The sequence below is a fragment of the Arthrobacter sp. zg-Y238 genome, assembly GCF_024385525.1.
Lineage (GTDB): Bacteria > Actinomycetota > Actinomycetes > Actinomycetales > Micrococcaceae > Arthrobacter_B > Arthrobacter_B jinronghuae.
The window spans coordinates 1-16,246 of the sequence record NZ_JANFLU010000007.1; the positions used below are offsets into that span (position 1 = coordinate 1).

Here is a 16,246-nt window from a genome sequence, read left to right on the forward strand (position 1 = left end):
ACACCAGCACCTGGACGGACACGACTTCAAACGGTCCGTCAAAGTATAAAGGGTGTTGTAGATCATGCTGCTTGCGTCCACTATGTGGTTCCCGGACAACAACCGTTGGTTGCTGTGCCTGGAACACGAACCATTGCCCCTTGTCCAGGGGGCGGGTTCACATTTTTACCGCACTGCCCGGCACCCCTCTTTTTTGGGGTGGTTCCGGGGGAGTGTTGTAACCATTGTTTTCCCCTCCCGCCTTTGGCGGGTGCGGGTAGAAGGGTTACGGCGGTCATAGCGTGGGGGAAACGCCCGGTCCCATTCCGAACCCGGAAGCTAAGACCCACAGCGCCGATGGTACTGCATCCGGGAGGATGTGGGAGAGTAGGTCACCGCCGGACAATAATTAGTACAGAGGGTCAGGTCCCGCGCCATTGGTGCGGGACCTGACCTGTTTAACCCGCAAATCCGGATAGGTTAAATGCATGGAATCCAGAGTCGAGACAAAAATCACCAGCGGGCGCGGTCTTCTCTGGCTGATCCATTTCGCTGCAGTGCTTGTTCTGGCGGCCTGTTTTGCCTATGGGACCACGATTTACGATTCCCTGCCGGAAACGATTCCGACCCACTGGGGGGCCGGCGGCCGCCCGGATGCCTGGGGCGCCAAGTCCTTCGGGACCGCCTTCTTCCCTCTGCTGATGGGCGCCGGTACCAGTGCACTCCTGGCCTTGGTGGCCGCCGTCGTACCCGCCATGGTGCCCCCTGAAAAGAATCCGTCGGACTGGGAGCTGTATCTCCGGGAGGGAATGATCCGCGGCACGGTTGTTGCCCTGGGTGGGACTTCTGTCCTGATAGCGGCGCTGATCGGCGCGCTCACGGTTGCCGGCTGGCTGGCCCCGGACCATGTGCCCGCCGGGCCGGCCCTGGTGATGATTCCGCTGATCCTTGGCTTCTTGGTCCTTTCCTATACTGCTGCCGCCCGCTGGGCACGGCGCACGGCTGAGCGGCACGGTGTCCGCCCCACAGTCGAGGAACAGGAAGAGGATAAGCGGTGGGTCGGCGGCATCCTCTACAACGATCCGAATGATCCCCACATCCTGGTACCCAAGCGCAGCGGGTCCGGCACCGGACTGACGGTGAATGTCGGCAACCGCAGGGGGCGCACTGCCGTCGTGGTGTTCCTGGTGGTCTTTGTTGTCCTTCCTGCTGTTTTCGGAGTCTTCCTGGCCCTCTAGGTACCGCCTGCCGGCGGAGTCCGTTTCTCCACTAGGCTTATACCCATGCGTATTGCTCGATTTGTACAGGACAGCGACCCCGCCTTCGGCGTGGTCGGCGGAGAAGAAGGCAGCGAAGAAATCGCCGTCATTAAGGGTGACCCGTTCTTTTCGGGCGTCCAGCTGACGGGGGAGCGGCACAAGCTGGAAGACGTGCGCCTGCTGGCCCCGATCATCCCGCGAAGCAAGGTGGTCGGCATCGGCCGCAACTACGCGGACCACGCCAGCGAAATGGGCAACGACGTGCCGCCGGCGCCGTTGATGTTCCTCAAGCCCAACACCTCGGTGATCGGCCCCAACGATCCCGTGGTGCTGCCGTCCTTCTCGGACGAGGTTTCCTACGAAGCCGAACTGGCCGTTGTTATCGGACGCATCTGCAAGGATGTCCCGATCGAGCGCGTGGACGAAGTCATCTTCGGTTACACCTGCGCCAACGACCTCACCGCCCGTGATGCCCAGCGCACCGACGACCAGTGGGCCCGTGCCAAGGGCTTTGACACCTCCTGCCCGCTGGGCCCGTGGATCGAAACAGAGCTGGATCCCGAGAACACCGCGGTCCGCGGTTACCTCAACGGTGAACTGGTCCAGGACGGCAACACCAACTCGATGATCTGGGGCGTCAAGGAACTGGTTTCCTACGTCTCGCAGGCCTTCACCCTGCTGCCGGGCGACGTCATCCTCACCGGCACCCCCGCAGGCGTCGGCATCATCAGCGACGGCGAACGCTTCGAGGTTGATATCGAAGGCATCGGCCGGCTGGTCAACACTGTCCGCAGCTGATGCCCCGCGGAGCGGCCCGGGAGTCCGGCCGGAACACAGCCGTGTCTGGGCTGATCTGGTCCTTGATCCTCCTGGCCGCTCCGTTTCTCGGCTTTCCACCCGCTGCCGCCCTTCCGTGGGGTGCCGGTGCGGCGCTGCTGATGGGTGTTTTCCCGGCAGTCCTGGTCACCTATCTGCAGCACACCAACGACCTCCGCAGCCTGCCGCCGTCGTCCCTGCCGCCCGCAGTGCTGGGTGCGGCGGCGCTGGCGTTTATGTTCCAGCGGCTCATCCTCTGGCTGGACGGGCCGCTGCCGCTCTCCGCAGCGGTCTTCGCCCTGCTGGCTGCCGCGGTCGTGCTGCTGGTCGCCAATGCGTTCACGTCCTGGTCCTGGCTGGACCTCACCCTGGGGGCGGGCATCGTGATCCTCGGTTCGACGGCGCTCCTGCTGTTCCCGGGACTGGCGGGCACCGTGGCAGGTGTCGTTCTTGCCGGCGTGCTGGCACTTTCCCTTACTGCCCGGCTGCGGCAGGGACGCCCGGCAAGACATCTCGCCGCCGCTGGTGCCGGAGCGGCAGCCGGCGGGGGAGTCTTCCTCTGGCTGCTGTCCTACGCGCAATAAGGCGGCCGGCGGACGGAAGAGTCTAAACTGGGAAACATCATGACTAACGCTCCCACACCCTTAGCTGACCTTCCCACCGTTACCGATGACACGCCCGTACGCGTGCGCTTCTGCCCGTCTCCCACGGGCACCCCGCACGTCGGCCTCATCCGGACCGCCCTGTTCAACTGGGCCTATGCCAAGCACACCAAGGGCACCATGGTGTTCCGCATCGAAGATACCGACACTGCACGTGACAGCGAGGAGAGCTACCTCCAGCTCCTCGACGCGCTGAAGTGGCTTGGCATCACGTGGGATGAAGGCGTGGAAGTGGGCGGGCCGCACGAACCCTACCGCCAGTCCCAGCGCGGCGAGATCTACCAGGACGTCATCGCGAAGCTGCGCGACGCCGGCTACGTCTACGAGTCCTACTCCACCCCGGAAGAGATCGAAGCGCGCCACCGCGCCGCCGGACGCGACATCAAGCTGGGCTATGACAACTATGACCGCGACCTGACCCCGGAACAGATCGAAGCCTTCCGGGCCGAAGGCCGTTCACCCGTGCTGCGCGTCCGGATGCCGGATGAAGACATCACCTTCACGGACCTGGTCCGCGGCGAGATCACCTTCAAGGCCGGAACCGTTCCCGACTTCGTAGTGGTCCGGGCCAACGGTGCACCGCTCTACACGCTGGTCAACCCGGTGGACGACGCGCTCATGGGCATCACCCACATCCTGCGCGGCGAGGACCTGCTGTCCTCCACCCCGCGCCAGATTGCGCTTTACCGCGCCCTGATCGACGTCGGCGTGGCCAAGTACATGCCCCTGTTCGGTCACCTTCCGTACGTCATGGGTGCCGGCAACAAGAAGCTGTCCAAGCGCGATCCGGAGTCCAGCCTCTTCCTGCACCGGGAACGCGGCTTCATCCCCGAAGGCCTGCTCAACTACCTGTCCCTGCTGGGCTGGTCGCTGTCCGCAGACGAGGACATCTTCACCGTCGACCAGCTGGTGGAAAACTTCGACATCCACAACGTGCTGGCCAACCCTGCCCGCTTCGACCTGAAGAAGGCCGAGGCCATCAACGGCACCCACGTACGCATGCTCGAGGCCGAAGACTTCCGTAACCGGCTGGTTCCCTACCTGCAGCAGGCCGGTCTGGTAGGGGAGACCCTCACGCCGCGTGAAGAGGAAATCCTGACCGAAGCCGCGCCCCTGGTACAGGAACGCATCACTCTGCTGGGTGAGGCTCCGGACATGCTCGGCTTCCTGTTCAAGGCCGACGACGCCGTCGACGTTGGCGACGACGCCCGGAAGGGCCTGCCGGCGAACCTGGCAGAGGTGCTCGACGCCGCCCTGGCAGCCCTGGAATCCGTGTCCGACTGGACAGCGGAGAACATCCAGGCAGCTCTGCGCCAGGCACTCGTGGAAGACATGGGCATCAAGCCGCGCCTGGCCTTCGGTCCGGTGCGCACGGCCGTCTCCGGACGCCGGATTTCGCCGCCCCTGTTCGAGTCCATGGTCATCCTTGGCCGGGAATCCTCGCTGGCACGGATCCGCGCGTTCCGCGCAGCAGCCTAGGAACACCGAAATGGGCAGGTTCCTCGATGCGGTTTTGTTTGACATTGACGAGACCCTCATCGACCTGCAGGCTGCCATGGGCACCACGCTCCAGGCGGTCAGCGCCGATGACCTGACCCATTTCACGGCGGCGGACTGGGAGGCCTATACCTCCTTGTTCTCCGCCGACCCCCAGGGGCACTACAACGCCTACCTCGCTGGCCGGCTGAGCTTTGCCGACCAACGGGTACTTCGTCTGCAGCACGCCCGTGAACAGGCGGGGCTGGCACCCCTGGACAGCGATGCGGCCCGGGCATGGAACCAAGCCTATGAACAAGCCCTGCCGCAGTACTTCCGCGCCTTTGACGATGTGGATCCGCTCCTTGATGCCTTGGAAGCGCGCGGCATTGCGTACGGGGCGGTCAGCAACAACGTGCACGACTACCAGCGGGCCAAGCTCGACGCCGCCGGACTGCAGCGCATCAAGGTCCTGGTGGGCATTGACACCGTCGGTGCCGCGAAACCGGAACCGGCAATCTTCCATGAGGGAGTGCGCCTGCTCGGCAGCACGCCGGAACGGACTGCCTACGTAGGGGACAACCTGCAGGTAGACGCCGTGGGAGCGGCAGGCGCCGGCCTGGTGGGCGTCTGGCTCGACCGTACGGGCAATCCTTCTCCGGTGCGCGACGAGCGAGCAGCAGCGCCTTCGGAGGTGCCAACCATCGGGTCGCTTGGCGAGCTGCTGGAGCTGATCTGATGCGGCCCTCGGGTCCGTTTTGTACTTGGTCCGAAACCCGTGTATAGTTATATCTCGTGCTGAGGGGCTGCGGCCGGGGATAACTCCTCGAGAAGCAGCCGGGAAAGTGCATTGGGATATGGTGTAATTGGCAACACATCGGTTTCTGGTACCGACATTCTAGGTTCGAGTCCTGGTATCCCAGCGGTAATCAATTGGTGGTTTAGCCCCGATTGGTCTCCTCTGACGGAGTATGAAATACTCTACAGGCCGGTTCATCGAAACCGGCAAGGAAGTGCCTGGGTTGAAAGACTCGGAGCACTGTACACGGCCCCATCGTATAGCGGCCTAGTACGCTGCCCTCTCACGGCGGTAACGCGGGTTCGAATCCCGCTGGGGTCACAGATTGCCGGCTCCGGACATTATGTCCGGGGCCGGTTTTGTTTTGCCCTGCTGATATTGGCTGCGATGCTGCCAGGATTACCGCCGTGCTAATTTCGAAACTGAAGCCGCAAAACAATAACCAGAGGAACAGCCCGTGCCGTCCGAAGCCCTGACCGTGGACCAGCTCGATGAGAAGGCGCTCCTGGCCCGGATCTTTCCGAGGCTCGGACCGACTACGGCACTCGTGGGTCCCGGTGATGACGCCGCCGTAATCGCTGCGCCGGACGGCCGGACCGTAATCTCCATCGACACCCTCGTCCAGGACGCCGACTTCCGTCTGCTCTGGCCCTCGGGGTACCGAACTACCGGATACAACGTGGGCTGGAAATGCGCAGCGCAGAACCTTTCCGACATCAACGCCATGGGTGCCGTACCTACCTCGCTGGTTGTCAGCCTCACGCTTCCTGGCAGCACCGAGGTGGCATGGGTGGAGGATCTGGCGACCGGACTTGCGGCGGCCGTACAAACACTGATGCACGACGCCGGCCGCTGCTCGGTGGTGGGCGGAGACCTGGGCCGGGGCAGCCAGATTGTCGTCACGGCCGCCGTCACCGGTGATCTAGAGGGCCGCCGGCCGGTTCTGCGTTCCGAAGCCCGTCCCGGAGACGTTCTGGCACACTCCGGGGCACTGGGAGCTGCCGCAGGCGGGCTGGCCGTGCTGGAAAGCAGCCTGGACTATTCAGCCGTCCGTGAGGAAGCCGACCAGCTCCTCGCCACGCTGGTGGCCTCGCAAAACCGGCCCCATCCGCCCGTGCACCGCGGTCCGCGGGCGGCGGTTGCCGGCGCCACGGCCATGCTGGATGTGTCCGACGGCCTGGTGCGCGACGCCGGCCGGATCGCACGTGCCTCGGGCGTGGCCATTGACCTCGACGCCGGCTATCTCACCTCCCGGGCCGAGGTGCTGGCTCCGGCCGCGGCCCGGCTGGGAGCGGACCCGCTGGCCTGGGTGCTGGGCGGGGGAGAAGACCACGGCCTGCTGGCAACCTTCCCGCCGGACGCGGTCCTGCCAGAGGGGTTTGTGCGCATTGGAGAGGTAACGGACGGCGCGGGAGTCACGTTTGGCGGAGAGGCGCCGCCGGCCATCGGCTGGGACCACTTCGCCGGCTAGCTGCAGGCGGCTGGCTCCGCTGCCACGGCAGCCGCTCAGGAGTCCGGCATGATGCGCCGGTTGCGGATCCTTTCGGCAAGGTCCAGCAGCTGCTCCCGTGACAGGTCCGGCAGGTGCTCCAGCTCCTTGACGAAGTCATCCAGTGCGGTGGTGGCACGGGCCTTGAGGAGTTCGGTATAGAAGCCCACAATAATGCCGGTCATGAGGGCCACCACGAGGATCCCGTAGAGGGTCACGACCACCGTGATAATCCGGCCAGCCGGTCCGGTGGCCACATAATCGCCGAAGCCGACGGTGGTGAAGGACACGAACAGGTACCAGAGGCCGTCGCCGAAATCGCTGAATTCCGGTTCGAGCCGCGGCAGCAGGAAGCTGGCGACCCCAAGGACAATCAGGAAGCCAAAGAAAATGTAGTCCGCGCCGGAGATTCGGATAATGTGCCACAGCACCCGCATCCGCTTCATGGGAACTCCCTTGGGTTTTCGATCCCCAACGGTTTCCCAATATAGGGTTACTCGCCGCTGTTGCGCAGTGCCTCGGTGAGCTGGGCTCCGGCCTTGGCCACCACTTCGGCGTGAACGCGGCCCGGCTGGCGGGTGAGGCGTTCTATCGGCCCTGAAATCGACACGGCGGCAATCACCCGGCCGGACGGCCCGCGCACCGGAGCGGAAACGGAGGCGACGCCGGGTTCACGTTCGCCCAGGCTCTGGGCCCAGCCGCGGCGTCGGACGCCGGCCAGGACGGTAGGGGTGAAGCGGGCATTCTGCAGGCCCTCGAGGAGCCGGTCATGGTCCTCCCAGGCCAGCAGGCACTGGGCGGCGGAACCGGCTTTCATGGACAGCTGGGTGCCCACCGGTATCGTGTCCCGCAGGCCGATGGGCCGCTCGGCGGAGGCGACGCAGACCCGCCACTCACCCTGCCGCCGGAAGACCTGCGAGCTTTCGCCCGTGGCATCGCGCAGCGACAGCAGCACCGGTCCGGCGGAGGCTATCAAACGGTCCTCACCGGCCGCGGAGGCGAGTTCCACCAGGCGTCCGCCCAGGACAAACCGGCCCTGGATATCGCGGCCGACCAGCCGGTGGTGCACCAGTGCCAGCGCAAGCCGGTGCACCGTGGGGCGCGCGAGTCCCGTCGCGGAAACCAACTGCGCGAGCGTGGTGGGGCCGGCTTCCAGTGCATCCAGCACCATGGCCGCTTTATCGATGACGCCTACCCCGCTGACTGTGTCCATAAGCTGATACTGCCGTCTCACTATCTGAGATACAAATCGAAAAGCTGGACCGCCGGCTCCGCCTGCTGGTTCTCTTGAGGAACTAGGGACTGAACCAAATGAGGGGTAGCGGTATGGGTGAGCATGTGGCAGGCAGGACGCTGGCGCAGAAAGTCTGGGACGAGCACGTGGTCCGCAAGGGGGAGGACGGTGCTCCCGACTTGCTCTACATCGATCTCCACCTCGTCCATGAAGTCACCTCCCCGCAGGCCTTCGAGGGCCTGCGGCTGTCAGGCCGCGGACTGCGCCGCCCGGACCTGACCATTGCCACCGAGGACCACAACACTCCCACCCTGGCCATCGACAAGCCCATTGCCGACCCGGTGAGCCGCACCCAGATTGAAACACTGCGGGCCAACTGCGCCGAGTTCGGTGTGCGTCTGCATCCGCTGGGGGATGCCGAGCAGGGCATCGTCCATGTGGTGGGCCCGCAGCTTGGCCTGACCCAGCCGGGACTCACGGTGGTCTGCGGCGACTCCCACACCTCGACACACGGCGCGTTCGGCGCGCTGGCGATGGGTATCGGCACCTCCGAGGTTGAGCACGTGATGGCCACCCAGACCCTGTCCCTCAAGCCGTTTCGGACCATGGCGATCAATGTCGAGGGAACCCTGCGGCCCGGTGTTACGTCCAAGGACATCATCCTGGCGGTGATCGCCAAGATCGGCACCGGCGGCGGCCAGGGCTACGTGCTGGAATACCGCGGCTCCGCCATTCGCGCACTGTCGATGGAAGCGCGGATGACCATCTGCAACATGTCCATCGAGGCCGGTGCCCGGGCCGGGATGGTCGCCCCGGACGAAACCACCTTCGCCTACCTCAAGCACCGCCCGCACGCACCTCAGGGCCGGGACTGGGACGCCGCCGTCGAGCACTGGAAATCCCTTGCCACGGACACCGACGCCGAGTTCGACGCCGAGGTTTTCCTGGACGCAGACACCCTGGAGCCGTTCGTCACCTGGGGAACCAATCCCGGACAGGGAGTCTCGCTCTCCGAAGCCGTGCCAGCACCCGAAGATTTCAGCGATGAAAACGCCCGCGCCGCCGCCGAACGCGCGCTGGCCTACATGGACCTGGCCGCCGGCACCCCCATGAAGGACATCCGCGTGGACACTGTCTTCCTGGGCTCCTGTACCAACAGCCGCATCGAGGACCTGCGGATAGCCGCGGATATTATCCGCGGCCGGCAGAAGGACCCCGCAGTCCGGATGATGGTGGTGCCCGGCTCCGCACGGGTGCGTCTGGAGGCCGAGGCGGAGGGATTGGACCGGGTATTCAAGGACTTCGGTGCCGAATGGCGGTTTGCCGGCTGTTCCATGTGCCTGGGCATGAATCCTGACCAGCTCGAACCGGGGGAGCGCTGCGCCTCCACCTCCAACCGCAACTTCGAGGGCCGGCAGGGCAAGGGCGGGCGTACCCACCTGGTGTCCCCGGTGGTGGCAGCAGCCACTGCCGTCAGGGGAACCCTCAGCTCACCCTCGGACCTCGACCCGCTGCCGGGCGCCGTCGTCGGCACCGCAGCCTAGGAGAACCGTTATGGACAAGATCACCACCCACACCGGAATCGGCGTCCCGCTGCGCCAAAGCGACGTCGACACCGACCAGATCATCCCGGCTGTCTACCTCAAGCGGATCACCCGCACCGGATTCGAGGACGCGCTCTTCGCCGGCTGGCGGAAGAACGAGGACTTCATCCTGAACCGGGAACCCTACCGCCAGGGCTCCGTGCTGGTGGCCGGACCCGACTTCGGCACCGGCTCCTCCCGTGAACATGCCGTCTGGGCCCTGAAGGACTACGGCTTCAGGGCAGTGCTCTCCTCCCGCTTTGCGGATATCTTCCGCGGGAACGCCGGCAAGCAGGGCCTCGTCGCGGCCCAGGTGGCGCAGGATGACATTGAGCTGATCTGGAAGGTCCTGGAAAACTCCCCGGGAACAACAGTCACCGTTGATCTGCAGGCCCGGACGGCGGTCTGCGGCAGCGTCACAGCTCCATTTGAAATTGACGAGTACACTCGCTGGCGTCTGCTGGAAGGATTGGACGACATTGCCCTGACCCTGCGCCACGAGTCCGACATCACGTCATTCGAGGCCGAGCGTCCCGCGTACAAGCCCACCACGCTCCCTGCCCTGCACTAGTGCGGTTTCGGCGGAGGCACGCCGCCCCGGAATGATCAGCAGGCTTCCGGTTTGCACTCTGGAGGTTTTTCTGCCCCTCCCAGAGCCCCGATATCATTGATAGGCCCCGCTTCGGCGGGGCCTATCCGCTTTCGACTGCGGGCATGACCGGAATCACACCGGTTCCGGCCTGTCGGAGGGCGGCGTTATTTCAGTAAGCAGACCCTTGCTCATATGCTTGAGTGCAGTCTCTTATTGCTTCCGGGGCCAATCTATTTTAAGAAATCAGGTGTTCATGGGTAGCGTCCTCACCATCCGAGGCGGTGTTCCTCTCTCAGGGAAGGTACCGGTCCGCGGGGCGAAAAATCTGGTCCCCAAGGCGATGGTTGCGGCCCTGCTTGGCAACGGCCCGTCCACACTGCGCAACGTTCCTGAAATCAAGGACGTAGAGGTAGTTACGTCCCTGCTGCAGCTGCACGGCGTTGAGGTCACCAAGGACCCTGTCACGGGCGATCTCACCATGGACCCGAAGAACGCCAAGACGGCGGCGTCCAAGGACATCGACGCCCACGCCGGCGATTCCCGCATCCCGATCCTGCTCTGCGGGCCCCTCATGCACAGCCTGGGTGAAGCCTTCATTCCTGACCTCGGCGGCTGCAAAATCGGCGACCGGCCCATCGACTACCACCTGCAGATGCTGCGCAACTTCGGTGCAGTGGTGGAAAAGCGCCCCGGCGGCATTTCCATTTCCGCGCCCAAGGGCCTCAGCGGCGCCAAGCTTGAACTGCCCTACCCGAGCGTCGGAGCCACCGAACAGGTGCTCCTGACTGCCGTGAAGGCCGTGGGTATCACCGAGCTGCGCGGTGCAGCCGTTGAACCCGAGATCATGGACCTGATCGCCATCCTGCAGAAGATGGGCGCCATCATTTCCGTGCAGACGGACCGCGTGATCCGGATCGAAGGCGTTTCCGAACTGACCGGCTACAACCACCGGGCGCTTCCGGACCGCAACGAGGCCGCTTCCTGGGCTTCAGCGGCCCTCGTCACCAAGGGCGACATCTATGTGGAGGGCGCGGACCAGAAGGACCTCACCGCGTTCCTCAACACGTACCGCAAGATCGGCGGAGCGTTCGACATCGACGACGGCGGCATCCGGTTCTACCACCCGGGCGGCCCGCTGAACCCGCTGGTACTGGAAACCGACGTCCACCCCGGCTTTATGACGGACTGGCAGCAGCCGCTGGTGGTCGCCCTGACCCAGGCCGAGGGTGTGTCCATCGTGCACGAAACCGTGTACGAGAACCGCTTCGGCTTCACGGATGCGCTTATCCGGATGGGTGCCAACATCCAGGTCCACCGTGAGTGCCTGGGCAGCGTCCCGTGCCGTTTCGGCCAGCGCAACTTCCTGCACTCGGCTGTCATTGCCGGATCCGTGCAGCTGCGCGGTGCCGAGATCGACATCCCGGATCTGCGCGGCGGCTTCAGCCACCTCATTGCGGCGCTGGCTGCCGAGGGCACCTCGCGGGTGACCGGCATCGAGCTGATCAACCGCGGGTACGAGCACTTCCAGGGCAAGCTCGAGGGCCTCGGCGCGGACTTTGACGTCGCTTCCGGCGGATCTGCCGGACTCCGGTAGCCTGACGGAATGACGGAATCGAATAAGTCACGGGTTGTTTTTGCGCTGCTCGCCGGATCTCTCCGGCCGGTATTCAATATCTTCCTGAAAAAGCAGTGGCAGGGGGCAGAGAACCTGCCCAAGGATCCGGGCTTCATTGTCTGCCCGAACCACGTGACTGAAATCGATCCGGTGGTGGTGGGGCACTTCCTGTACAACCAGGGCCGCCCGCCGCACTTCCTGGCGAAGGCATCGCTCTTCAAGGTGCCCGTGCTGGGGCCGGCACTGTCCGCCACGAACCAGGTCCCGGTGGAGCGGATCACCACCGGGGCCGCCGGTTCGCTGGATGCCGCCCGTGAAGCCCTGGCGGCAGGGCGCACTCTGGTGATCTACCCCGAAGGCACCCTCACCCGGGATCCTGATCTCTGGCCGATGAAGGGCCGGACCGGGGCCGCGCGGCTGGCCCTGCAGACCGGGGTGCCCGTCATCCCGATCGCCCACTGGGGTGCGCAGGAAGCCTTCCCGCGCTACGCGAAGTTCCCCAAGCTGTTCCCGCGCAAGCGGGTGCGGCTGGTGGTCGGCAAGCCCGTGGACCTGTCCGAATTCGCCGGACTGCCGGTCACCAAGGCTGTGCTCGACGCAGCCACGGAACGGATCATGTCCGAGCTCACGGACATGGTCTCCAAGCTCCGCGGTGCCCAGCCGCCCACCGAGCGGTGGAACCCCGTGGCCAGGGGCCAGCGGCAAGTGGGACGTTCCTTCGAAAACGGAGCCGGCGGATCCGGCACATCAACCAAACCAATCCAACCGGAGGCCGGACAGTGACCCCCCGCAGTGAACACCCCGCCGTCGTCGCCGTCCTGGGCGCCGGCAGCTGGGGTACCGCCTTTGCCAAGATTGCCGCCGACTCGGGCGCCGAACGCGGCACCGATGTCCGGCTCTGGGCGCGCCGCCCCGAGGTGGCCGCTGACATCAACGGCAGGCACCGCAACACCCAGTACCTCAAGGACACCGTCCTGCCCGCCAACCTGCGCGCCTTCACGGACCTCGGCGAGGTGCTCGCCGGAGCCGAAATGGTGGTCCTCGCCGTCCCTGCACAGTCCCTGCGCGCGCAGCTCAAGGACGTTGCTGGACGGATCCCCGCGGACGCCGTCGTCGTGTCGCTGATGAAGGGACTGGAGCGGGGCACTGATGCCCGGATGAGCCAGGTGATCGCCGAGGAACTGGGACTGCCCGCCGAGCGTATCGCGGTGGTTTCCGGACCGAACCTCGCCATGGAAATTGCCCGCCAGGAGCCCACCGCGTCCGTGGTGGCCTGCACCGACCTGGACACGGCCGCCTGGATCGCCGAGGCCTGCACGGCGCCGTATTTCCGTCCCTACACCAACGAGGATGTGGTGGGCACCGAGATCGGCGGCATCGTCAAGAACGTTATTGCCCTCGCGGTGGGGATCTGCGACGGCAAGGGCATGGGGGACAACACCAAGGCCTCCGTGATGACCCGCGGACTGGCCGAAACCACCCGCCTGGCCCTGGCGCTGGGCGGCAATGCGGAGACCATGGCCGGCCTGGCCGGTATGGGTGACCTGATTGCCACCTGTTCCTCGCCGCTGTCCCGCAACCACACGGCCGGTACGCTGCTGGCCCAGGGCCTGAGCCTTGCCGAAGTCAACGCGTCCATGACCCAGACGGCCGAGGGCATCAAGTCCGCGCAGGCCGTGCTGGACCGTGCCACCCAGCTGGGCGTCTATATGCCCATCACCGAAAATGTTGTCGCCGTACTGCAGGGCGTAATTACTGTTGATGAACTGGGTCCGCGGTTGCTGGCCCGAGAACTGAAATCCGAAGGTGTGTCCGCTCCGTGACTGTTGAACCCCTGCCCGCCGGTACCATCGAGGACCGTTCCGCACCCGTGCGCCCCCGGGTAGCCGTCCTGTTCGGCGGACGCTCCAGCGAGCATGCCGTCAGCTGCGTGACAGCCGCCGGTGTGCTGCAGGCCATCGATACGTCAAAGTACGACGTCGTCCCCATCGGCATCGCGAAGAACGGCCAGTGGAGCCTGGTTTCGGATGATCCGGCCGAGTGGTCCCTGCGCGCCGCGACCCTGCCCGAGGTTCCGGCGTCGAAGGAATCCGTGGTGCTCTCCTCGCAGGACGGCAGCCGCGAACTGGTGGCCCACGCCGCCGGCAGCCTGCCCCGCAGCCTGGGCTCCATCGACGTGGTGATGCCGCTGCTGCATGGCCCCTTCGGCGAGGACGGAACCCTCCAGGGCATGTTGGAAATGGCTGACGTGAGGTATGTGGGAGCAGGTGTCCTGGCGTCCGCCGTCGGCATGGACAAGCACTACATGAAGGTGGTCTTCGAAGCCGCAGGCCTCTCGGTGGGCCCCTACGAGGTCATCACGGACCGGCAGTGGCTGCGCGATCCGCAGTCCTGCCTGGACCGCGCCGGTGCCCTCGATTTCCCGCTGTTCGTCAAGCCCGCCCGCGCCGGTTCGTCCATGGGCATCACCCGCGTCACGGACGCAGCGGAACTGCCGGCAGCCATCGAAGCGGCACGCCTGCACGATCCGAAGGTCGTAGTGGAAGCCGGGATCATCGGCCGGGAGATCGAAGTGGCCGTCCTCCAGGGGCGGGGCACCGAGGATCCGCGCACCAGCCAGCCCGGCGAGGTTGCGGTGCGCGACGGCGGCCACGAGTGGTACGACTTCGAAGCCAAGTATGTGGACGGCGCAGCGGCAGACCTCAGCTGCCCGGCCGACCTGCCGGCGGATATCACGGCCCAGGTCCGCACGCTCGCCGGAACCGCTTTCGAAGCAGTGGGCGGTGAAGGCCTGTCCCGGGTGGACTTCTTCTACACCCCGGACGGCCAGCTGATCATTAATGAGATCAACACCATGCCCGGCTTTACACCCATCAGCATGTATCCGCAGATGTGGGCCAAGTCCGGACTGCCGTACACCGAACTGATCGATGAACTGATTTCCCTGGCGCTGGACCGGAAGACGGGGCTGCGCTAGCCCTGTTCGGCTTCCAGATCCAGGGTGTCCTGGGGGCTTAGGCACTGGCTGGTGGGCTCGATTTTCGACACCGCGTTCTGCAGCTGGACCAGGAGCGTGGACGAGGCAACCTCGTTTGGATCGAAGAGAACTTCCACCGCCGGCTCCCGGCCGTAGGTGGTGGCGGTCCAGGTGTCTTCGCCCTCACGCAGGATCCAGTCGATGCCGTTCACCGAGGCGCAGGGATCGGTTGTCGGGCCCGGCACGGGGACGCCGCACTTCAGGATCGCCCGGGACGGGTTGCCCCACGCAGCCGTCGACTGGCTGTCCGTGTCCCGCAGGGCGTAACCCGCTATCTCGTCCGGCAAGGCCACCATGACGGCGGCGCAGTCCGGGTTGGCAGCGTCCGGAGCCGGATTAACGCTGGCTACCGGGCTGCAGCCGGCGGCGGCCACTGCCGAGAGAACGAGTACTGCTGGTAACGCATAGGACTTCATGTTTCCAGCGTATCCGCCGCGGCGCCCCGGACCTGAATCGGTCTGGATAGACTCATACCTGCCCCGAGCTGAGGAAAAACACGTGAGCGAGCACCCCTTTTCCGCCGAAACTGACGTTCCCGCAAATACCAGGCGCAGGACATCGCGCCCGGTACGAAATATGCTGCTGATGATTCCGGCCCTCGTGCTGGTTGCCGCACTTGCCGCCGGTGGCTTCCTGTGGCATCTGGCGTGGACTTTCGACAATTCGACGAAGACCATTACCAATGCGCTTCCAGAGGCACGGCCGGAGAAGGGCGCTGCCGCAGGAGACTCGCAGAATATCCTGCTGATGGGCACCGATACCCGGGATCCCGCCTCCAGCGACGCACGGTCGGACACGATGATGCTGGTCCATATCCCGGGCGACCGGAGCGGCGTTTACGTCATGTCGATCATGCGTGACACGTGGGTGGAGATCCCCGGGTACGGGGAACAGAAGATCAACTCCGCCATGGCTCTCGGCGGAGTGTCCCTGACTGTGGACACTGTGCAGACCCTGTTCGATATCCCTGTCGACCACGTGGCGATCATCGACTTCGAAGGGTTCCAGGGTCTAACGGATGCTCTGGGCGGTGTCACGCTCAACAACGACATCGCTTTCCAATCCGAGGGGGACCACGGCGAGTACTTTGCCGCCGGGCAGATCACTGTGGAGAGGGAGTCTGCGCTCAAGTACGTCCGCGAGCGGTACGCCTTTACCGACGGCGACTATCAGCGGGTCAAGAACCAGCAGGCTTTCCTCAGCGGCGTGGTCTCCGGTGTCCTCAACACGCAGACCCTGACCAACCCGGTAAAGATCAGCAACATAGTGAGCGGGATTTCGCCGTACCTGAGCGTGGATGAAGATCTGGACGCCGCCGCTGCAGGGGCTTTGGCCGTGAGTCTCCGCAGCGTCCGGTCCGGGGATGTCCATATGTTCACGTTGCCGAACGCCGGAGTGGGAACGTCCCCCGACGGGCAGTCCATTGTGGTGCCGGACTATGCAGCCATCGCCGAAATCGGTACTGCGCTGGACTCTGACGACCTTGCCGACTACGTCCGGTCCGCAGCACCCCGGAACTGATCCGGCCCAACCGGCGGTAAATCGTTATCGGCCACTGTCAGTGCCCTGCGGTAGGCTTCCTAATGACATAGACGGTTAGCGGCAATGACGGCGAAGACCGGATAGGACGGGCCCCGATGAGCGGCACCAGCAGGACCAGAGACAGCTCTACAAGCAGGAAACGGGATTACCTTGCAGACTAAAA

The 16,246-nt window shown here is 65.0% G+C and carries 16 protein-coding genes, 2 tRNA genes and 1 rRNA gene; 16 read left to right on the forward strand and 3 right to left on the reverse strand.

All coding sequences use genetic code 11. The features are described from left to right. Positions 1-266: 266 nt before the first annotated feature. The 9 genes from rrf to thiL all read left to right on the forward strand — a co-directional run bounded on the left by rrf (position 267) and on the right by thiL (position 6,462). Positions 267-383: ribosomal RNA gene (gene rrf, locus NNX38_RS06980) — 5S ribosomal RNA — on the forward strand. 84 nt (positions 384-467) lie between these two features. Next, on the forward strand, positions 468-1,217 hold the full coding sequence (locus tag NNX38_RS06985; RefSeq protein ID WP_255797354.1) for a DUF1648 domain-containing protein: 750 nt from the start codon (positions 468-470) through the stop codon (positions 1,215-1,217). A gap of 45 nt (positions 1,218-1,262) precedes the next feature. After that, positions 1,263-2,036, forward strand: coding sequence for a fumarylacetoacetate hydrolase family protein (locus NNX38_RS06990; RefSeq protein ID WP_227923562.1), 774 nt, complete (start codon positions 1,263-1,265; stop codon positions 2,034-2,036). A 41-nt stretch (positions 2,037-2,077) separates the two neighbouring features. After that, complete coding sequence (locus tag NNX38_RS06995) at positions 2,078-2,638, forward strand: hypothetical protein (RefSeq protein ID WP_255797355.1); 561 nt, start codon at positions 2,078-2,080, stop codon at positions 2,636-2,638. Between the two features lie 39 nt (positions 2,639-2,677). Beyond that, positions 2,678-4,195, forward strand: a complete 1,518-nt coding sequence (gene gltX / locus NNX38_RS07000) for a glutamate--tRNA ligase (protein WP_255797356.1) — start codon at positions 2,678-2,680, stop codon at positions 4,193-4,195. 10 nt (positions 4,196-4,205) lie between these two features. Then, entirely contained in the window at positions 4,206-4,931 is a 726-nt protein-coding gene (locus tag NNX38_RS07005; protein ID WP_255797357.1) for an HAD family hydrolase, read from the forward strand. A gap of 112 nt (positions 4,932-5,043) precedes the next feature. Beyond that, a tRNA-Gln gene (locus NNX38_RS07010) sits at positions 5,044-5,115 on the forward strand. Positions 5,116-5,239: 124 nt separating this feature from the next. Further along, a tRNA-Glu gene (locus tag NNX38_RS07015) sits at positions 5,240-5,312 on the forward strand. A gap of 136 nt (positions 5,313-5,448) precedes the next feature. Continuing rightward, entirely contained in the window at positions 5,449-6,462 is a 1,014-nt protein-coding gene (gene thiL / locus NNX38_RS07020; RefSeq protein ID WP_255797358.1) for a thiamine-phosphate kinase, read from the forward strand. Between the two features lie 35 nt (positions 6,463-6,497). Here the strand turns inward: thiL and NNX38_RS07025 are convergent, their stop codons facing one another. Together NNX38_RS07025 and NNX38_RS07030 are read right to left on the reverse strand one after the other, a co-directional pair. Further along, complete coding sequence (locus tag NNX38_RS07025; RefSeq protein ID WP_255797359.1) at positions 6,498-6,926, reverse strand: potassium channel family protein; 429 nt, start codon at positions 6,924-6,926, stop codon at positions 6,498-6,500. A 47-nt stretch (positions 6,927-6,973) separates the two neighbouring features. Next, on the reverse strand, positions 6,974-7,693 hold the full coding sequence (locus tag NNX38_RS07030) for an IclR family transcriptional regulator (protein WP_227923577.1): 720 nt from the start codon (positions 7,691-7,693) through the stop codon (positions 6,974-6,976). 113 nt (positions 7,694-7,806) lie between these two features. On the opposite strand from NNX38_RS07030, the gene leuC reads away from it, so the two are divergent. The 6 genes from leuC (at position 7,807) to NNX38_RS07060 (ending at position 14,481) form a co-directional block, all read left to right on the forward strand. After that, entirely contained in the window at positions 7,807-9,258 is a 1,452-nt protein-coding gene (gene leuC, locus NNX38_RS07035; RefSeq protein ID WP_255797360.1) for a 3-isopropylmalate dehydratase large subunit, read from the forward strand. Positions 9,259-9,268: 10 nt separating this feature from the next. Beyond that, positions 9,269-9,868 (forward strand): 3-isopropylmalate dehydratase small subunit, encoded by a 600-nt coding sequence (leuD, locus tag NNX38_RS07040; RefSeq protein ID WP_255797361.1) that lies wholly within the window; start codon positions 9,269-9,271, stop codon positions 9,866-9,868. 274 nt (positions 9,869-10,142) lie between these two features. Then, positions 10,143-11,483 carry a UDP-N-acetylglucosamine 1-carboxyvinyltransferase gene (gene murA, locus NNX38_RS07045; protein WP_255797362.1) on the forward strand — a complete coding sequence of 447 codons (1,341 nt, stop codon included), beginning with the start codon at positions 10,143-10,145 and terminating at the stop codon, positions 11,481-11,483. A 9-nt stretch (positions 11,484-11,492) separates the two neighbouring features. Next, positions 11,493-12,287 (forward strand): 1-acyl-sn-glycerol-3-phosphate acyltransferase, encoded by a 795-nt coding sequence (locus NNX38_RS07050; protein WP_255797363.1) that lies wholly within the window; start codon positions 11,493-11,495, stop codon positions 12,285-12,287. Next, a complete protein-coding gene (locus NNX38_RS07055; RefSeq protein WP_255797364.1) occupies positions 12,284-13,327 on the forward strand; it encodes an NAD(P)H-dependent glycerol-3-phosphate dehydrogenase in 1,044 nt (347 codons plus the stop codon). Before NNX38_RS07050 ends, NNX38_RS07055 begins: the two co-directional genes overlap by 4 nt. Before the next feature lie 11 nt (positions 13,328-13,338). Next, the gene (locus tag NNX38_RS07060; RefSeq protein ID WP_255797451.1) at positions 13,339-14,481 is read left to right on the forward strand and encodes a D-alanine--D-alanine ligase family protein; all 1,143 of its coding nucleotides are present in this window, start codon (positions 13,339-13,341) and stop codon (positions 14,479-14,481) included. On the opposite strand, the gene NNX38_RS07065 is transcribed toward NNX38_RS07060, so the two are convergent. Continuing rightward, the gene (locus NNX38_RS07065; protein WP_255797365.1) at positions 14,478-14,957 is read right to left on the reverse strand and encodes a DUF3515 domain-containing protein; all 480 of its coding nucleotides are present in this window, start codon (positions 14,955-14,957) and stop codon (positions 14,478-14,480) included. The genes NNX38_RS07060 and NNX38_RS07065 overlap by 4 nt on opposite strands. An 82-nt stretch (positions 14,958-15,039) precedes the next feature. Here NNX38_RS07065 and NNX38_RS07070 point away from each other — a divergent pair, with 82 nt between their 5' ends. After that, on the forward strand, positions 15,040-16,062 hold the full coding sequence (locus tag NNX38_RS07070) for an LCP family protein (RefSeq protein WP_255797366.1): 1,023 nt from the start codon (positions 15,040-15,042) through the stop codon (positions 16,060-16,062). The last annotated feature ends 184 nt before the right edge of the window (positions 16,063-16,246 follow it).

Excerpts from the sequence above, each read along its gene's own strand:
- NNX38_RS06985 (WP_255797354.1), top strand. The coding sequence starts at position 468 with ATGGAATCCAGAGTCGAGACAAAAATCACCAGCGGGCGCGGTCTTCTC.
- NNX38_RS06990 (WP_227923562.1), top strand. The coding sequence starts at position 1,263 with ATGCGTATTGCTCGATTTGTACAGGACAGCGACCCCGCCTTCGGCGTG.
- gltX (WP_255797356.1), top strand. The coding sequence starts at position 2,678 with ATGACTAACGCTCCCACACCCTTAGCTGACCTTCCCACCGTTACCGAT.
- NNX38_RS07005 (WP_255797357.1), top strand. The coding sequence starts at position 4,206 with ATGGGCAGGTTCCTCGATGCGGTTTTGTTTGACATTGACGAGACCCTC.
- NNX38_RS07025 (WP_255797359.1), bottom strand. The coding sequence starts at position 6,926 with ATGAAGCGGATGCGGGTGCTGTGGCACATTATCCGAATCTCCGGCGCG.
- NNX38_RS07030 (WP_227923577.1), bottom strand. The coding sequence starts at position 7,693 with ATGGACACAGTCAGCGGGGTAGGCGTCATCGATAAAGCGGCCATGGTG.
- leuC (WP_255797360.1), top strand. The coding sequence starts at position 7,807 with ATGGGTGAGCATGTGGCAGGCAGGACGCTGGCGCAGAAAGTCTGGGAC.
- leuD (WP_255797361.1), top strand. The coding sequence starts at position 9,269 with ATGGACAAGATCACCACCCACACCGGAATCGGCGTCCCGCTGCGCCAA.
- murA (WP_255797362.1), top strand. The coding sequence starts at position 10,143 with ATGGGTAGCGTCCTCACCATCCGAGGCGGTGTTCCTCTCTCAGGGAAG.
- NNX38_RS07050 (WP_255797363.1), top strand. The coding sequence starts at position 11,493 with ATGACGGAATCGAATAAGTCACGGGTTGTTTTTGCGCTGCTCGCCGGA.
- NNX38_RS07065 (WP_255797365.1), bottom strand. The coding sequence starts at position 14,957 with ATGAAGTCCTATGCGTTACCAGCAGTACTCGTTCTCTCGGCAGTGGCC.